At 62.4% G+C, this 16,785-nt stretch carries 16 protein-coding genes; 7 read left to right on the top strand and 9 right to left on the bottom strand.

Annotated features, from left to right (window positions below; all coding sequences use genetic code 11):
* Positions 1–48 precede the first annotated feature (48 nt).
* Positions 49–2,232 (bottom strand): prolyl oligopeptidase family serine peptidase, encoded by a 2,184-nt coding sequence (locus tag CLU91_RS02670; protein WP_198521223.1) that lies wholly within the window; start codon positions 2,230–2,232, stop codon positions 49–51.
* Between the two features lie 415 nt (positions 2,233–2,647).
* Here CLU91_RS02670 and CLU91_RS02665 point away from each other — a divergent pair, with 415 nt between their 5' ends.
* Positions 2,648–4,435, top strand: a complete 1,788-nt coding sequence (locus CLU91_RS02665; RefSeq protein ID WP_100876548.1) for a GGDEF domain-containing protein — start codon at positions 2,648–2,650, stop codon at positions 4,433–4,435.
* 25 nt (positions 4,436–4,460) lie between these two features.
* Here the strand turns inward: CLU91_RS02665 and CLU91_RS02660 are convergent, their stop codons facing one another.
* The 5 genes from CLU91_RS02660 to CLU91_RS02640 all read right to left on the bottom strand — a co-directional run bounded on the left by CLU91_RS02660 (position 4,461) and on the right by CLU91_RS02640 (position 8,971).
* A complete protein-coding gene (locus CLU91_RS02660; RefSeq protein WP_100872868.1) occupies positions 4,461–4,889 on the bottom strand; it encodes a DUF6386 family protein in 429 nt (142 codons plus the stop codon).
* Complete coding sequence (locus tag CLU91_RS02655) at positions 4,886–5,362, bottom strand: DUF4262 domain-containing protein (RefSeq protein WP_100872867.1); 477 nt, start codon at positions 5,360–5,362, stop codon at positions 4,886–4,888. Before CLU91_RS02655 ends, CLU91_RS02660 begins: the two co-directional genes overlap by 4 nt.
* A gap of 102 nt (positions 5,363–5,464) precedes the next feature.
* The gene (locus CLU91_RS28670; protein WP_100876547.1) at positions 5,465–6,862 is read right to left on the bottom strand and encodes a tetratricopeptide repeat protein; all 1,398 of its coding nucleotides are present in this window, start codon (positions 6,860–6,862) and stop codon (positions 5,465–5,467) included.
* Positions 6,863–7,038: 176 nt separating this feature from the next.
* Positions 7,039–7,668 carry a 3'-5' exonuclease gene (locus tag CLU91_RS02645; protein WP_198521222.1) on the bottom strand — a complete coding sequence of 210 codons (630 nt, stop codon included), beginning with the start codon at positions 7,666–7,668 and terminating at the stop codon, positions 7,039–7,041.
* A 52-nt stretch (positions 7,669–7,720) separates the two neighbouring features.
* A complete protein-coding gene (locus CLU91_RS02640) occupies positions 7,721–8,971 on the bottom strand; it encodes an Hsp70 family protein (protein ID WP_100872866.1) in 1,251 nt (416 codons plus the stop codon).
* Between the two features lie 177 nt (positions 8,972–9,148).
* Between CLU91_RS02640 and CLU91_RS02630 the strand changes: the two genes are divergently transcribed.
* Together CLU91_RS02630 and CLU91_RS02625 are read left to right on the top strand one after the other, a co-directional pair.
* The gene (locus tag CLU91_RS02630; protein ID WP_157814555.1) at positions 9,149–11,236 is read left to right on the top strand and encodes an Ig-like domain-containing protein; all 2,088 of its coding nucleotides are present in this window, start codon (positions 9,149–9,151) and stop codon (positions 11,234–11,236) included.
* A gap of 183 nt (positions 11,237–11,419) precedes the next feature.
* The gene (locus CLU91_RS02625; RefSeq protein WP_100872863.1) at positions 11,420–12,517 is read left to right on the top strand and encodes a LacI family DNA-binding transcriptional regulator; all 1,098 of its coding nucleotides are present in this window, start codon (positions 11,420–11,422) and stop codon (positions 12,515–12,517) included.
* A 53-nt stretch (positions 12,518–12,570) separates the two neighbouring features.
* On the opposite strand, the gene CLU91_RS02620 is transcribed toward CLU91_RS02625, so the two are convergent.
* Complete coding sequence (locus CLU91_RS02620; protein ID WP_232730596.1) at positions 12,571–12,990, bottom strand: YidB family protein; 420 nt, start codon at positions 12,988–12,990, stop codon at positions 12,571–12,573.
* A gap of 260 nt (positions 12,991–13,250) precedes the next feature.
* Between CLU91_RS02620 and CLU91_RS02615 the strand changes: the two genes are divergently transcribed.
* Complete coding sequence (locus CLU91_RS02615) at positions 13,251–13,463, top strand: hypothetical protein (protein WP_034751103.1); 213 nt, start codon at positions 13,251–13,253, stop codon at positions 13,461–13,463.
* A gap of 174 nt (positions 13,464–13,637) precedes the next feature.
* Positions 13,638–14,111 carry a DUF6328 family protein gene (locus tag CLU91_RS02610; protein WP_100872862.1) on the top strand — a complete coding sequence of 158 codons (474 nt, stop codon included), beginning with the start codon at positions 13,638–13,640 and terminating at the stop codon, positions 14,109–14,111.
* Positions 14,112–14,120: 9 nt separating this feature from the next.
* On the opposite strand, the gene CLU91_RS02605 is transcribed toward CLU91_RS02610, so the two are convergent.
* Positions 14,121–14,579, bottom strand: a complete 459-nt coding sequence (locus tag CLU91_RS02605; protein ID WP_100872861.1) for a DUF421 domain-containing protein — start codon at positions 14,577–14,579, stop codon at positions 14,121–14,123.
* On the opposite strand from CLU91_RS02605, the gene CLU91_RS27705 reads away from it, so the two are divergent.
* Positions 14,578–14,862, top strand: a complete 285-nt coding sequence (locus tag CLU91_RS27705) for a hypothetical protein (RefSeq protein WP_157814554.1) — start codon at positions 14,578–14,580, stop codon at positions 14,860–14,862. The two genes, CLU91_RS02605 and CLU91_RS27705, sit on opposite strands and share 2 nt — an antisense overlap.
* A gap of 240 nt (positions 14,863–15,102) precedes the next feature.
* Complete coding sequence (locus CLU91_RS02600) at positions 15,103–16,320, top strand: MFS transporter (protein WP_100872860.1); 1,218 nt, start codon at positions 15,103–15,105, stop codon at positions 16,318–16,320.
* Between the two features lie 68 nt (positions 16,321–16,388).
* Here the strand turns inward: CLU91_RS02600 and CLU91_RS02595 are convergent, their stop codons facing one another.
* On the bottom strand, positions 16,389–16,637 hold the full coding sequence (locus CLU91_RS02595) for a hypothetical protein (protein ID WP_157814553.1): 249 nt from the start codon (positions 16,635–16,637) through the stop codon (positions 16,389–16,391).
* Positions 16,638–16,785 lie beyond the last annotated feature (148 nt).

Genomic DNA, 16,785 nt, shown 5'->3' with positions numbered 1-16,785 from the left:
AGCGCGGGCTAACTGCTCCCGCGCTTTTACCTTGCCGCAACTACATAATTACTGTGCTGCCACTTTCGCTGGTTCCGGCGTTGCTACCGGCGTCATCTTCAACGAACGGCTGAGGAAGCCCCAGCGGTCGGCCACTTCCTCGATCTGCTTGGTCGTCGGCTTGCCGGCGCCATGGCCCGCCTTGCTGTCGATGCGGATCAGCACGGGTGCCGGGCCGCCTTGCGCTGCCTGGGCGGCGGCGGCGAACTTGAAGCTGTGGGCGGGCACGACGCGGTCGTCATGGTCGGCCGTGGTGATCATGGTGGCCGGATAGCAACCGCCCGCCTTCAGGTTGTGCAGCGGCGAGTATTTCACCAGCGCCTTGAACTGCTCGGCGTCATCCGACGAACCATAGTCAGGCACCCAGCCCCAGCCCACGGTGAACTTGTGGAAACGCAACATGTCGAGCACGCCCACTTGCGGAATGGCTGCCGCGAACAGGTCCGGGCGCTGCGTCATGGCGGCACCGACCAGCAGGCCGCCATTGCTGCCGCCGCCGATCGCCAGTTTCGATGGTGAGGTGACTTTATTGTCCACCAGCCATTGCGCCGCACCAATAAAGTCGTCGAAAACGTTTTGCTTGTTCAGTTTGGTACCAGCCTGGTGCCAGGCTTCGCCGTATTCACCGCCGCCGCGCAGGTTGGCCATCACGTAGACGCCGCCCATTTCCACCCAAGCCAAGTTAGCCACGGAGAAGCTCGGCGTCAGCGACACATTGAAGCCGCCATAGCCATACAGATAGGTGGGGTTGCTACCGTCGAGCTTCATGCCTTTTTTCGAGACGATGAACATCGGCACCTTGGTACCGTCGCGGCTGGTGAAGAATTGCTGGCGCGTTTCAAAGGCATTCGGGTCGAAATCGACCTTCGGCTGGCGGTACACGCTGCTCTTGCCCGATTTCATGTCGTAGCGATAAATGGTCGCTGGCGTCGTGAAACTGGTAAACGAGTAGAACGTTTCCGTATCGCCACGCTTGCCCGCAAAGCCGCCGGCCGAACCGATGCCAGGCAGCGCCACTTCACGCACCAGCTTGCCTTTCAGGTCGACGATCTTGATTTGCGTTTGCGCATCTTTCAAGTAGTCGAGTACCAGCTGGTTGTTGATCAGGTTGACGGCAACCAGGGTTTCCACCGCTTGCGGCACGATTTCCTTCCAGTCGGCAGGCGCAGGTTTGCGCGTATCGATGGCGATCACGCGCGATTTCGGCGCTTTGTTGTCCGTCTTGAAGAAGAACACGGGACCGTCATTGTCGATGAAGGAATACGAAGCATCGAATTCTTCCAGCAAGCCGACGACCTTGGCGTTTTTCTGGCGCAAGTCTTTGTAGAAGACGCGGTTCTTGCGTTCCGTGCCCTGTGTGGCCGTGATGATCAAATAATTGCCGTCGTCGCTGACGGTGCTGCCGCCAAACGCCCATTCCTTCTGGTCGGGACGGTCGAAGACCAGTACGTCGTCGCTTTGCGGCGTGCCGATCTTGTGGAAATACAATTTCTGGAAGTAATTGATATCGGCCAGCTTGGTGGCTTCATTCGGCGCGTCATAGCGGCTGTAGAAGAAGCCGCTGTTGTCCTTGGTCCACGAGGCGCCGGAGAACTTGGCCCACTTGATGTGGTCGTTCAAATCCTTGCCCGATTCGATATCACGCACTTTCCACTCGTTCCAGTCGGAACCGGAGGCAGACGTGGCATACGCCAGGTACTTGCCGTTCGGGCTGATCGATGTGCCGGCCAGCGCCACCGTGCCGTCGGTCGACAGGGTGTTCGGATCGAGCAGCAGGCGCGGCTCGTCCGTCAGTTTTTTCACCGTGTACAGCACGGCCTGGTTCTGCAAGCCGTCGTTGCGGCTGTAGAAATAACGGCCGCCCTGCTTCGTTGGCGTAGAGAAACGCTCATAGTTCCACAGCTTGGTCAGGCGCTGCTTGATCGCGGCGCGCTCGGGGATGGTGCCCAGATACGACTGCGTCAGCTTGTTTTGCGCCGCCACCCAGTCGCCCGTCTCGGCGCTGTTGGCGTCTTCCAGCCAGCGGTAGGGGTCGGCGATGGTGGTGCCGAAATAGCTGTCTTGCTGGTCGACTTTTTTGCTGACCGGATACGTCACGGGGGCGCCATCGCCGGCCGGGCAAGATTGTGCCAGGGCATTGCCACCGAAAGCGGCCAGCAAGCTGAATATGAGGGTTGCACTACGTAATTGCATGGATTGTTGTCTCATTGTTGGATGTCGAAGAAAGCAGGCCGTTCACACTCACGCTGCGGCTGCCCATGTTGACTTTCGCCAAGAGAAATCATAGCGCGGATTGCCACTTTTAAAGCACAGTTATCTGGTGAATTTGCCGTCTTTTGTTTGGGCAATTTGCATGAATCGCCGTGATAAATCGCGTTTTTGGCGAGAATCGGCAAACTGACGGACAGGCAAGAAACATTATCAAAAGCTAATACGTTTCATCAAGCCGTCATAAATCTTCTTTACTATAGGCAACATGTTCATGGCCCGTCCAGAGGCCGTGCCGCCACGTCCGCCTATGCACACACTCGCCCTCCCTTCCACCCCCACCGTGCCGCCCGGCGCGATGCCATCGAATGTGGCTTACCTGAAGCCGCCGTTTGCCCCCATGTCCATCGAAGGAACGGATGCCTTGCACGAGATCCTGGCAGGCCGCAAGCTCAGCGCCCTGTTCCAGCCCATCATCCACATGCACAGCGGCGACATCATCGGCTACGAAGGCTTGATACGGGGACCGTCCGACAGCCCCCTGCACGCGCCGATGAATCTGTTCAAGGTGGCGCGCGCGCATGACCTGACCCTGGAAGTGGAACACCTGTGCCGGCAAGTGGTGCTCGAACGCTTTGCCGAACTGCAGTTGCCCGGCAAACTGTTCCTCAACGTCAGCCCTGAATGCCTGCTGCTGCGCAATGCCCGCCATGGCGAAACCCTCGAATATATCGAGCACATCGGCATCAATCCGGACCGTGTCATCATCGAACTGACGGAAAACCAGCCCACCTACGATTACGAGCTGATGCGCGAAGCGGTGCTGCACTATCGCAACATGGGTTTCCAGATCGCCATCGACGACCTGGGCGAAGGCTTTTCCAGCCTGCGCCTGTGGTCGGAACTGCGCCCGGAATACGTGAAAATCGACATGCATTTCATCCAGGGCATCAATCATGACCCTGTGAAACTGCAGTTCGTGCGCTCGATCCAGGAAATCGCGGAAAAGTCGGGCACCCTGGTCATCGCCGAAGGCATCGAGGCGCAGACGGAATTGCTGGTCTTGCGCGACCTGGGCGTAGCGTTTGGACAAGGCTATCACCTGGGCCGGCCCAATGCGGTGCCGGCGCGCGCGCTGCCGGCCGAAGTGGTGCAGGCGCTGGGACGCAACGGCGTGGCCGTGTATCCGCAGCGCAGCAGCCTGGAAAAGAATGGCGCCAGCATCCGCAAGCTGCTGAACAAGGTGGCGGCCGTTTCGCCGCAACTCAATAACAACGAGGTGTACGACATCTTCCTGAAGGAACCGAAGCTGATGATCATCCCCGTCGTCGATGACGGCGTGCCGCTGGGCCTGATCAGCCGCTTCGAGATGATCGACCACTTCGCCCGCCCCTACCAGCGCGAACTGTATGGCAAGAAATCGTGCAGCCTGTTCATGGATGGCACGCCCCTGATCGCCGACCACGAAACGAGCTTGCAGGAACTCAGCTACACCATGGTGCAGTCCGACGCCCACCATCTGTTCAACGGTTTCATCATCACCGAGCACGGCCGTTACCTGGGCATGGGCACGGGACACGACCTGATGCGCGAAATCACGCAGATGCAGATCAATGCGGCCCGCTATGCCAACCCGCTGACGCAACTGCCTGGCAACGTGCCCATCAACGAGCATATCGACCGTCTATTGCACAGCGGCAGTCGCTTCTGGGTCTGCTATTGCGACCTCGACCACTTCAAGCCCTTCAACGACGTGTACGGCTATCGCAAGGGTGACGACGTGATCCAGCTGACGGGAGAAATCCTCAGCAGCCATTGCGATCCGAACCGCGACTTCATCGGCCACATCGGCGGCGACGATTTCATGATTTTGTTCCAGAGCGAAGACTGGGAAACGCGCTGCCAGGCCATACTGGAGCGCTTTGCCGCCGCCATCCTCGCCTATTACAGCACGGGCGACTGCGAACGGGGCGGCTACATCAGCGAAGACCGGCAAGGCAAGAAAGTGTTTTACTCATTGATCAGCCTGTCGCTGGGCGTCATCAAGGTCGAGGCGCACCAGTACTACACGCACCATCAGATTGCCACGCAGGCGGCCGAAGCGAAGAAGCAGGCGAAGAAAATCCACGGCAACAGCCTGTTCCTGGACCGGCGGCAAGGCACGGGCGTGGTGCGCATGGATGCCTAGCCTGGGGCAATACGCCTACGCGCAATCAAATACGCACGAGGTCGCCAAACGCATTGCTGCCGATGGCATCGGGCACGAATGCCAGGCTGATGTGCGGGCCATCGCGACGCGCCTGCACGCGGTAGTTGCCCGCGGGCACGTCCACGAACAGGCCGCCACAGGCCGTGTCCGGTTCCAGGCCGCCGCCCGTGACGTCTTCGCCGGCGCCGATAAAGATGCGGCCCGAGACGACGGCCAGATGCACAACTACCTGCGGCTCGGCAAGTTCGGCGTGCAAGGCGAATTCATACGCGCCATCGCCACCCACGTTGAAAAACGCCACTTGCCCCGCATTCACGGCCGCCAGCTCCGCGCCGGGAATGCTCCACCAGTCGCAGTCATCGTCGAGTTTGTGACGCACCAGCGCCGGGTCGAACACGCACACGGTGGCCGTGCCGGTGACAATACTCGTCATGCCGCCAGCGGCGCCGGTCCCAGCAGGGGCTGGCTCTCCACGTATTGCGCGCTCGCTTGCGCCTGCCATGGGAAATGGCCATCGCGCGACGGCCAGACGATCTGGTACAAGATAAAATCATCGCCCTGGTAATACCAGCGCGCATAGCCGACATAGTCGCGGTATTGCTCGACGGGCACGCGCACGAAGGCGCACTGATGGCCTTCCAGCAAGGCGTCTGTGGTGGCCGTGAAATCCGTGATGGCGCCGCTGCGTGCGGCGTCCAGCGCCACGTCGAGTATCCGGTGGGCCATGGAACGGGGCAAACCCATGATGAGAAATTCAGGCTGGCCAAAGCTGTGGCAAGCGCCTATCGTGAAGGCATAGCCGGGGCCTTCTTCATCCGCACTGATATGCACGCCATGCCAGCCATGCGTGGCGATGTCGTCGATGACTTTTTGCTCGGATGCATCCTCGCCTGCCTGCCTTACCATGCTCCACCTTTCACTGTGTCTAAAACCCGCGCCGCCTTAGCGACATGCTTTTCGGCAATTATCGCATGCAGCGCGCGTCCGTGCGCGCACAGTGCCGGCGCTTCAGTCTGGTGGTGGCAGCGGCGGCTGCGGCGGAAAGCGCCCCTGGTGCCATTGCCGCATGCGCTGCTGCGCCTCATACAATTGTGCCGGTTCCAGCCTGGCGGCCGCCGCTTCCCTGGCCCTGGCCGCCCCGCTATCGCCGCCCTCGGCCGCCAGCGCCAGCCACATATAGCCGCACAGCACATCCTTCTCCACGCCGCGCCCGCTGTTATACATGCCGCCCAGGTTGTATTGCGCCAGCGCATGGCCCTGGCCGGCCGCGCGTGCATACCATTGCACGGCCAGGCCGTGGTCTTGCGGCACGCCATGGCCGTTCGCGTACATGACGCCCAGATTGTTTTGCGCGCTGGCATCACCCTGCTCGGCAGCCGTACGGTACCAGCGCACGGCGCAGACATCGTCGCGTTCCACCCCCTGGCCATTGGCATACATCACGCCCAGGTTGAACTGCGCATTCGACGCGCCCTGGGCCGCCGCCCTGGCGTACCAGTCCAGCGCCTGGCGCAAGTCGCGGGCGATGCCGCGCCCGCCCGCATACATGCCGCCCAGATTGTATTGCGCCATGCAGTGGCCCTGCAGGGCGGCGCGCCGGTACCAGGCCACGGCGCGCGCCTCGTCCCGGTCTACGCCCTGGCCTCGCGCCAGCATCAGGCCCAGGTTGAACTGGGCGTCGGCATCGTCCTGCTCGGCCGCCCGCTGCAGCCAGGCGTAGGCGCGCAGCTGGTCGGGCGCCACGCCCAGGCCTTCCGCATACGCCACGCCAAGTTGCCGCTGCGCCACGGCCAAGCCCTGGGCGGCGGCCTGGCGGAACCAGGCCAGCGCCTGCGCATCGCTCTGCGCCACGCCCTGGCCCCGCTTGTAGACGAGTCCCAGGTTCAGCTGCGCCTGCGCATCGCCCTGCAAGGCTGCCTTGCGGAACCAGGCCAGGGCCAGCGCATCGTTCTTTTTCGCGCCCAGCCCCTGCGCATAAGCTTCGCCCAGCAACGATTGCGCGCTGGCCACGCCCTGCTCGGAAGCGCGGTAAAACCACGCCAGGGCCAGCTCGTCGCTCTGCAACACACCGCGTCCCTTGCGGTACATCTGCCCCAGGTTTTGCTGGGCGGAGGCATCGCCCTGGGCGGCCGCGCGGCGAAACCACAGCACGGCGTCCTCGTCGCTCTGCGCCACGCCGCGGCCGTGGTAATACAGGGCGCCCAGGTGATTCTGCGCAAAAGCCAGCCCTTGCAGTGCGGCCAGGCGCAGCCAGACAAAAGCGCGCGCATCGTCCTGCGCCACGCCTTCGCCCTTTTTGTACATCAAGCCCAGGTTGAACTGGGCATAGGCATTGCCCTGCTCGGCAGCCGTGCGGAACCAGATATACGCCTGGTGGTTATCTCTGGCAGTATGGTGCTTGTCCATGTGCGCCCCCATCCACATTGCGCTTGCCGGCAGCACGCGCAAAACGGCGGCCCAGGGCGGCGAAATCGTGTGTTGCTTAAATTTTAAATTCGATGCGGGGGAGGGACTTGAGCAGGCTCAAACGAAATAACAAAATTATATCGTTTTGATGAGCCCGCTTAGAGGCGATGCGCAGATCAGCGGCGTGATGGGTGTTTTTGCAGGAATTGCGGCACTTTCGCGGCCGCCAGCTTGTTCAGCGACACCAGCAGGTCGGCATCGACATCGGCGATGCCATAGCTGCTGCGCAAATGGCGGCCGATATGGATCAGCACTTGCGCCGCCACTTCCGCGTCGGACTCGGCCCTGTGGGCGGCGCTCTTGAAGGCGATGCCCAGCTGGCTCGACAGCAAGCCCAGCTTGTAGCTGGCCATGCCGGGAAACACGCGGCGCGACAGTTTCAAGGAACACACGAGCGACTGGTGCGCCGGTGTCAGGTTCAGCCTGGCGCTTTCCGCGCGCAGGAATTTTTCATCGAAGCTGGCATTGTGCGCCGACAAGGCATCGCTGCCAATAAAATCGAGCAACTGCGGCACCACTTCGGCCACGGGCGGCGCCTTGTCCACCATGGCCTGCGTGATACCCGTCAAGCCCGTGATGAACGAGGGAATGCGCGCATGGCAGTTGATCAAGGTCACATAGCGCTCCGTGATCCGCCCGCCCTCGATGCGCAGCGCCGCCACTTCCGTGATGCGGTCGCCCATGTCGGGCGACAATCCGGTCGTCTCGAAGTCGATCATGACGATCGGTTTGTCAAACACATTCATGGGCGCTCTTTCGTGGCTACAGCAATGGGCGATACTCAATGGGTGACGATTATCAACCAAATTTACGTACGGCGTCCAGCGCGAGACCTGCGCCAATGCTACCGAACAGGTCACCCTCGACCTTGCGCGCGGCCGGCACCAGGGCAGCGATCTTTTCACGCAGCAAGCGCACGCCGCTCGATCCGCCCGTGAAGAAGACGGTGTCGACGGCTTCCGGCGCCACGCCAGCATCGCGCAGCAAGCGCAACACGGTGTCTTCCACGGAACCGCACAAATGGCCGATGGCGTCGTCGAACTGCGTGCGTTTGAGCAACAGGCTTTGCGCAGGCGACAAACGGTCCAGTTCCAGCTGCACTTCGGCCGCGTCGGACAGCGCGATCTTGCCCTCTTCGACTTTCATGGCCAGCCAGTGGCCGGCGCGCTCGTCGATCAGCTTTTGCAAGCGCCCCATCTTGTCTTGCTCACGCGCATCACGGCACACGTCGGCCAGCTGCACCCATATCTTCTTGGTGTAGGCCAGGTTGATCGTGTGCCAGGTCGCCAGGTTGAAATAATAGCTGGACGGCACTTCGCTATTGTTGTGCAGCCGGCTGCCATAGCCGAGCAAAGGCATGACGGAAGACAGGCTCAGGTACTTATCGAAGTCCGTGCCGCCGATGTGCACGCCGCCCGTGGCGAGGATGTCGTCACGGCGCTCGGTCTTTTTTGCCCGCTCCGGCGACAAACGGACCAGCGAAAAGTCGGAAGTACCGCCGCCGATGTCGGCAATCAGCACCAGTTCTTCCTTGTCGATCTGCGACTCGTAGTCGAAGGCGGCGGCAATCGGCTCGAACTGGAAGGCGACATCCTTGAAGCCCACGGAGCGGGCTACGTCGGCCAGGGTATCTTGCGCCAGCTGGTCGGCCTGCGTGTTGTCGTCGATAAAGAAGACGGGACGGCCAAACACGGCGGACGAAAATTCGCGGCCGGCGGATTGCTCGGCGCGGCGTTTCACTTCACCAATGAATTGCGCCAGCAACATGCGAAAGGGCAAGGCGCGGCCGCCGACTTCCGTCTGGCCATCGATAAGACTCGTGCCCAGCAAACTTTTCAGCGAGCGCATCAAACGGCCCTCGTAACCGGCCAGATAGCCGGCCAGCGCCGCGCGGCCAAAACTGACTTCCTCGTCTTCCGCATTGAAGAAGACCACGGACGGTAAGGTCGTCTTGCCATCTTCCAGGCCGAGCATGGTGCTCTGCCCGGGACGTGCCCAGCCTACCGTGGAATTTGACGTGCCGAAATCGACGCCGCAAGCATTGGCCATGTCGACCCTTCCCTGAATAAAGGGGCGTTATGTTATCAGAAGGCAGGCCGTTGCACCAGCAAAACCCGTTCAGCTCAGTCAACAGCATAAGCTTGCTTTGCATCAAGTACTGGCCGCGCGCAAAAGATACTCTTGGGATTGACGCCGAGCAACTCGGCAAGCTCCTGGAGACCCATCGTGCCCCTCGCCCCTCTGCGCCACCCACGCCACCTGCCCGCTACTTTGCTGGCGGCCTTCCTCGTTTCCTTGGCCGGCTGCGGCGGCGGAGGCGGCACCGATACACAGGCTGGCGCCGGCTGCTCGCTGCACAGCACGGCAGGCTGCGGCGGCAGCCCGCCGCCACCCGTCGTGCCGCCTGTCACCCCGCCCGTGACACCTCCAGTCACCCCTCCCGTGATTCCGCCCGTCACGCCGCCCGAGCCTGCCAGCCTGGCCAGCGCCGTCAACCTGGTGTTTTCCAGCACGGAACTGGCCTCGGCGGGCCTGGCCGGCGGCGAAGTGGCCGTCACGGCTCTCGTCAAGGATGGCGCCAATCTCGCCTTGCCCAACGCGAAGATTTCCTTTGCCGCCGATTCCGGCATCCTCGGCAGCGTCGACGCCGTGACGGACAAGAATGGCCAGGCGCGCGCCCTGCTGGGCACGGGAGGCGCCAACAGCAACCGCAGCATCACCGTGACCGCCAATGTGGGCGCGCGCAGCGGCAAGGGTACGGTAGCCGTCACGGGCAGCAGCGTAGAGTTGCTGGGGCCGGCCGCCTTGATGCTGGGCCAGGGCGCCGACCTCACCGTCACCGTGCGCGACTCGGCAAAGCGGCCCGTGGCCGGCGCCGCCATCGCCTACAGCACGGGCGCCGGCAACGGCCTGCGCGTCAAGGATGGCGGCGCGGCGCTCAGCAATGCGCAAGGCCAGCTGCTGCTGCGCCTGACGGCAGGCAGCCTGGGCAAGGATGCCGTGTCCGTCAGCGCGCTGGGCGCCGCCGCCACGCAAGCGTATGCCGTGGCCGGCAGCGAATTGCGCCTGAGTCCGGCCGTGGGCCAGGACGCCAGCGGCGCGGACGTGCTGCCGGAGATCGCCACACTGGCGTGCCAGCCCATCGACGTGCGCTACGACAAGGCGGGCGTGGCGCAAACGGGCAGCGCCAGCCTGTCGACCTCGCGCGGCAGCCTGTTTGCGGACAGCGTTTGCAGTCAGGCCTTGCCTGCCAGCTTGATTTTCAGCAATGGCAACTTGCCGCGCAGCTATGTGCAGTCGGCCAACGCGGGCGTGGCCAGCATCACGGCGGCCGTGGCGGGCGGGCCCTCGGCGCAGACGCGGCTGGAATTCGTCGCGCCATTGAGCCCTGCCAGCAAGCTGACCGTGCAGGCGGAACCGGCCGTGCTGCGCGCCAATACGGCCACTGCGACCGCATCGGCCGACAGCGCCAGTATCAGCACAATCAGCGCCGTGGTGCGTGATGGCGCGGCGAACAACCTGGTCAAGAACGCGCCCGTGCTGTTCAGCATCTTGAACGACCCCAGCGGTGGTTACCTGCGGCAGGCGGGCCGGGTGCTGACGGGCAGCGACGGCCTGGCGCGCGCCGTGTATGTGGCGGGACCGGCAGACAGCGGGCGCGACGGCGTGCTGATCCAGGCCCGCATCGAGGGCGCACCGCAAGCGGCGGCCACGGCCCTCGTGCGCCTGACGGTGGCGCGGCAAGCGCTGTCGATCAAGCTGGGCACGGGCAGCCTGCTGCGCGAATACTCGACCAGCGTGCTGCAAAAGGACTTTACCGTGTTCGTATCCGACAGCGCAGGCAACGCCGTGTCCGGCGTCGCCATCACGGCTGCCGCCTGGCCCAGCCGCTATGCCAAGGGATATTATGTGTGGCAGGCAGACAAGCCCGAGTTCCCCGACACGGGCGTCTGGCGCCTGGCCCTGCCCCACTATAGCTGCGCCAATGAAGATGTCTTGCGCAACGGCATTTTTGACGCCGCCTACGACCGCAACGGCAATGGCGTGCTCGATCCGGGCATCCCCCTGACCGTCAGCGCCAGCGGCCTGAGCGACGCGCTGGGCATGACCACCGTCACCCTCAGTTATCCGCGCAACCATGGTTCCTGGGTGCACGTCGCCCTGACGGTGCGCGGCACGGTCAGCGGCACGGAAGCGAGCGCCACGACGGAACTGCCCTTGCCCACGCTGGCCAGCGACTTCAGCGCGCGCCGCGTGGACCCGCCAGGACGCATCAGTCCTTATGGCAGCGGCCCCTGCGACAGCCCCGACTGAGGGGCAAGCATGATTGAGGGGCAAGCATACCACTTGCCATTAAATCAAATTATTTGCAACATGGATAAGAAAACAGTCTTGCCACATGGAAATATTTTCGCTATGCTCATTTTTCCCGCCCAAGCCGCCACAAGCGGCCGGGCCTGCAGGAATACGTTGAGACAGATTGCTTGCCAGACCAATATGCGAAAAAAGAATACTGTAGCCTGGACACCCGGCACCACCGCCCGCCTCGTACCCGGCGCCGGACGGCGCGTGACCTCGTATGACGTGGCCCTGCTGGCCGGCGTGTCGCAATCGGCCGTGTCGCGCTGCTTCAAACCGGGCGCCAGCATCTCACAAGCCACGCAGGCCAAGGTCATGCAGGCAGCCATCAGTCTCGACTACATCCCCAACGCGGCCGCGCGCAGCCTGATCACGCGGCGCTCGAACCTGGTGGCCGTCATCATTTCCAACCTGGCCAATCTGTACTATCCGCAAGTGCTGTCCGACCTGAGCCAGCAGATCGCCCGCCAGGGCAAGCGTTTATTATTGTTTACGCTGGAGCGCGAAGCCGATATCGGCAAGGTCTTGAGCGATGTGTGGCAATACCAGGTCGATGGCGCCGTCGTGGCCGCCGGCCTGTCGGACGAGCAGATGCTTGAGTTTGGCCGCCGCGACGTGCCGCTGGTGCTGTTCAACCGCAGCCCGCGCGAGCACGCCGTGCATGCCGTGCTGTGCGACCAGGCCGAAGCGGCGCGCCTGCTCGTGTCGCGCCTGGCCGAGGCGGGTCACCGCCAGTTCGCCGTTATCGACGGCCCCGGCGACTCGGCCGTGGCGCAGGAACGCAAGGCCGGCGTGCTGGACAGGTTGTTTACGCTGGGCTTGCCCGCTCCCATCGTCGTCAGCGGCAACTATGATTACGCCAGCGGCGGACGGGGCCTGCGCAAGGTCATCGACCGCCTGGGCCGCGTGCCGGACGCCGTCATTTGCGGCAACGACATCATGGCCATCGGCTGCCTGGACACGGCGCGCCACCAGATGGGCATCCAGGTGCCGCTGCAAATGTCGGTGGCCGGCTTCGACGCGCTGGAAGCGTCGGGCTGGCTCAGCTATGACATCACCACCCTGCGCCAGCCCGTGCAAAAGATGGCCACCGACGCCGTCGCCATGCTGGGAGAGCTAATGGAACGGCGCGGCGGCAACGCCGAACGGCGCCGCTACTGCTCGTATCTGGTCGAGGGGAGTACGGCGCGGCTGACTGGAACGCCTCCCCACTTCGGCATGATGGCCGCCGCCTGAAAACAAAAAAACCTCGCATCGCTGCGAGGTTTTTTACTTCCAAGACCAAGGAATCAACCGAAGATCTTGCCCTTGAGCATATTCAAGCCCTGGCTGACGAGGTCACTGCCTTCTGGCACTTGGCCGTCCGGCGTCAGCTTGTCGATCAGCTGGGGCAGCAAGGCTGCCAGGCCACCCGAGGCCGCGTCCGGGGCGACGCCGGCTTTTTCAGCGATCTGGGTGATCGTGTCGGCGCCCAGCGCATCCGTGATCTGTTCGCCGGAGACGGGCGCATTGGCGCCCGTGCCGATCCAGCTGGCCACCTGGTCGCCCAGGCCGCTTTCCTGGAATTTCTGCAGCAGGCCCGGCAAGCCGCCATGCTGGTTGACCAGCTCCATCACGCTGGCCATCAGCCCCGATGGCGCTTCCCCATCCGCGCCCTTGTTGCCCAAAGCGCTCATCGCCTGTCCTGCAAGTTGATCTAGCAAACTCATCGTATTCTCCTGAACGCTGTCGATTCGTGCCGCGTGACCGCGGCGTCCGGCATGACGCAGACCATTCTCCGCCATGGAAATCATTATACTATGAATAATAAAAATGCTATAATTGCAATTTCAAGGCGAACGCACAGACGGCCTCACTGTCGAGGCGCCCACCTCCATCATATTTAGTTCGGCACAACTTGCAAGCGTAAATTGACGCTTCGCAAAAACGTGTAGAATTAATTTTCCTACTTACTGAGGAGTATCAACACATGAACATCAATAAAGCGGTAGACAAGGCTTACGAAAAAAAGACGTTCAAGGAAATCGCTGATGCCCCCGTCGATGCGCTGCAAGGCGTGAGCGAGAAGGATGCGGAGCTGCTCAAGCAAGCGTTCAATATCAAGACCGTGCGCGACCTGGCAAACCTGAAATACTCGAAGTGGGCGCGCGCCATCGTCACCCTGGCCGATACGGAAGAATAGACGGCGCCACGCCTCAGGCATTCCCGCCAGCAAAGCCCGCCCGCGTCGGCGGGCTTTTTCATTCAGGCCGCTTGGCGGCTGGCATCACGCAATGCTTCTGAAGGTGCGCCCGCCCACAGTCGGCCTGGTCGCTTGTGCGTAGACTGGTCCCATCACCACCACGAGGACGGCCCCATGCCACACGCGCAACACCAGGATGAAGATGGCCAGCCAGGCGACGAAGGCGATTTGTCCGACCTGCTCAGCGAATTGCGCATCCTGCTGCCGGGTGCGCAGATGCTGACGGCCTTCCTCATCATCCTGCCCTTCAACGGCGGCTTCGCGAAGATCGTGCAGGCGGAAAAAGTCGTCTTCCTGCTGACGTTTTTCCTGTCCATGACCAGCCTGGTGCTGCTCAGCGCGCCAGCCATCCAGCACCGCGTGATGCGCCCCCTGCAAGACCGCGAACGTTTCAAGCGCGTGGCCGACCGCATCATGATGTGCGGCGCCTTTTCGCTGGCGTTGGCGTTTATTTTGGGTACCAATCTGGTGATGTCGGAAGTGTTCGGCCACATCGCCGGCATCATCGCCTGCGTACTGATGGGCACACTCATCATTTGCATGTGGTGGTGGCTGCCCCTGCACCTGAAGCGCAGCAGGAAAATGTGATCGGGCCGCTTATTTTTGCAGGATGGTGATCTTGCCATCGGCTTCCAGGAATGCGCATTTCATGTCCTGCAACGAACAGTCCGCCTCGCGCAGCGCCTGTTCCACATCACCGCCTGCCACCCTGCATTTCTTGACGACATCGTCGAAAATGTGGCCGTCGCGGCCCAGCAGCACGGGCTTGCCATCGACCAGATCGGCGAACTTGCGGCTGCGTGAACTCAGCCATGCGATCAGCATGTTGAGACAGATCAGGGTCAAGGCCAGCACCAGGCCGCCAGGAATCGAATCGTCGCCGCCCGACAGCGAGTTCGATACCGCTTCGCTCAGCAGCATGACGACCAGCAAGTCAAACGGCGTAAATTGCCCCACCGTCCGCTTGCCCGTCATGCGCACCATCAGCAGCAAGGCAAGGTAGACGATGACGGCGCGCACCACCAATTCCCACACCGGCACATTCAGATCGAACATGGCAATCCTCCCGAAAGATCATTGCCTTATTTATACGTCTTTTTACTCCGGCATGACCACACCGCTGGCCTGCTCCAGCAAGGTTGTCCGAAAAATCCGACCAGCGGACGCAAATTTACACAGTGCCAGGCCCCCGCCCGCCCTGCAAGTCGAGTGCTCGCCGGCGGACCTGTTCCACCGCGCCTATATGGCGGCACTGCAAGCCCTGCAGCAATCATTAGCACAGCAGTACGCAAGCCATACCATTTCCGCCACAGCCAGCTTTTCTTCGCTGAGCCCGTGACGGAATCGCGCGCATTCCGTGTTATCGTTAACAACAAGAGCCATCATCGGTGTGTGCAGTGCAGCAAATTTTAGCCGTCGCCCAGCAGAGCTTGCCCGAATCTTTTACAATGTTGTCCTTGGGCAGTTGTTATAGCCCGAAAATACCGGCCAGCCGCCGACTCTGGTGGCGCATTGCCATTTCCGGCCGGACCACAGCACGCCTCTCCACCCTGTCATTCTTTACCCAACTAACAAGAATATGCACGCCTCCGTAGACCCATTGATTCCGCGCGTCACTGCGCCTTTTGGCGCCGGCTATGCCGACCTGGCCCTGGCCATCGGCGGCCTGGCCATCGGCACGGGCGAATTCGCCTCCATGAGCATCCTGCCCGTGGTCGCCGACGACCTGGGCACGACCTTGCCGCAGATGAGCCACATGATCAGCGCCTATGCGCTGGGCGTGGTCATCGGCGCGCCCCTGATCACGATTTTCCTGGCGCGCATGCCGCGCCGCCTGATGCTGATCTGCCTGATGCTGATGTTCGCTGGTGGTAACTTGCTCAGCGCCATCGCCCCGAATTATGGCTTGCTGGTGGTGGCCCGCTTCGTGGCCGGCATCCCGCATGGCGCCTACTTTGGCGTGGCGGCGCTGGTGGCGGCAGCCCTGGCCGAACCGGACAAACGGGGCCAGGCCGTCGCCCGCGTCCTGATGGGTTTAACGGTCGCCAATATCTTCGGCGTGCCGCTGGCCACGTATATCGGCCAGACCCTGGGCTGGCGCTCGGCCTTTTTGCTGGTCGCCGCGCTGGGCTTGCTGACCATGCTGATGGTGCGCATCTTCGTGCCCATGGTGGCCGCCGGCGATTCGAGCCCGCGCCGCGAGCTGGGCGTGTTCCGCCGCCTGCAAGTGTGGCTGACCCTGCTGATGGTGGCGATCGGCTTCGGCGGCATGTTCGCCGTCTACACCTTCATCACGCCCACCTTGCTGGAAATCACGAAAGTGTCGCCCCTGGTCATTTCCATCTTGCTGGCCATCATCGGTGTCGGCATGACCTTGGGCAATCTGATCGGCGGCTGGCTGGCCGACCGCTCGCGCCTGTGGACCATCTTCGGCGTGCTGCTGTGGAACGTGGCCGCCCTGGCCGCGTTTACTTATACCAGCAGCAATGTCTGGCTGACGGCGATCAACCTGTTTGCCATCGGCGCCGGCATCGCCGTCGCTCCCGCCGTACAGACGCGGCTGATGGACGTGGCCGGCGACGCGCAAACCGTGGCCGCCGCCCTCAACCATTCCGCCTTCAACATCGCCAACGCGCTGGGCGCCTGGGCCGGCGGCATCGCCATCGCCATGGGCATGGGCTTGCGCTCGACGGGCTGGGTCGGCGCCATGCTGGCCTGCGGCGGCATCGTCGTGCTCGGTATTTCCGTGCTGGTGGAAAACCGCAGCCGCAATGTGGGCGGCGCACAGCCGGCTTGATGGTGTAAGCGAGTGGCGGCCTGCTCAGGCGGCCACTCTCGGGAAATGCGGCCCATGTAGACGCAACGTTACGAGATGGCGCCCATATAGTGTTCAAAGATTGCCAGGTCTGCGTGTGCCAACACATGGACATCGAGACTGGCAATTCGTTGTTTCAACAGTGGAATCAGAGGGTGGCGGCGCAGCTCGTCCAACAATTCAACCTGACATGCACCATTGACTGCCACGACCAGCGAGTCCAGCATATAAACTTCGCAATGTGCTACCACGCGAGCCCCCATATCGAAACCAAGCAGGACGCGGTGGGCCAATACCATACCGAGCGCCGAGGTGCGATGCTTACTCCCCGGGGCACTCCACACAGCTCGCCCCAAAAGCTGCACGCCAACGGCGATAATCGATCCCGGGATCATCCGCCTCCGCCAGCAGGCGCTCCACCTCATCCTCGTAAACACTAAGAAACAG

Origin of the sequence: Janthinobacterium sp. 64 (genome assembly GCF_002813325.1) — a bacterium.
In the GTDB taxonomy this organism is placed as follows: domain Bacteria; phylum Pseudomonadota; class Gammaproteobacteria; order Burkholderiales; family Burkholderiaceae_D; genus Janthinobacterium.
The sequence above is the reverse complement of the archived record's forward strand: the minus strand, read 5'-3'. Positions and strand labels throughout refer to the sequence as shown.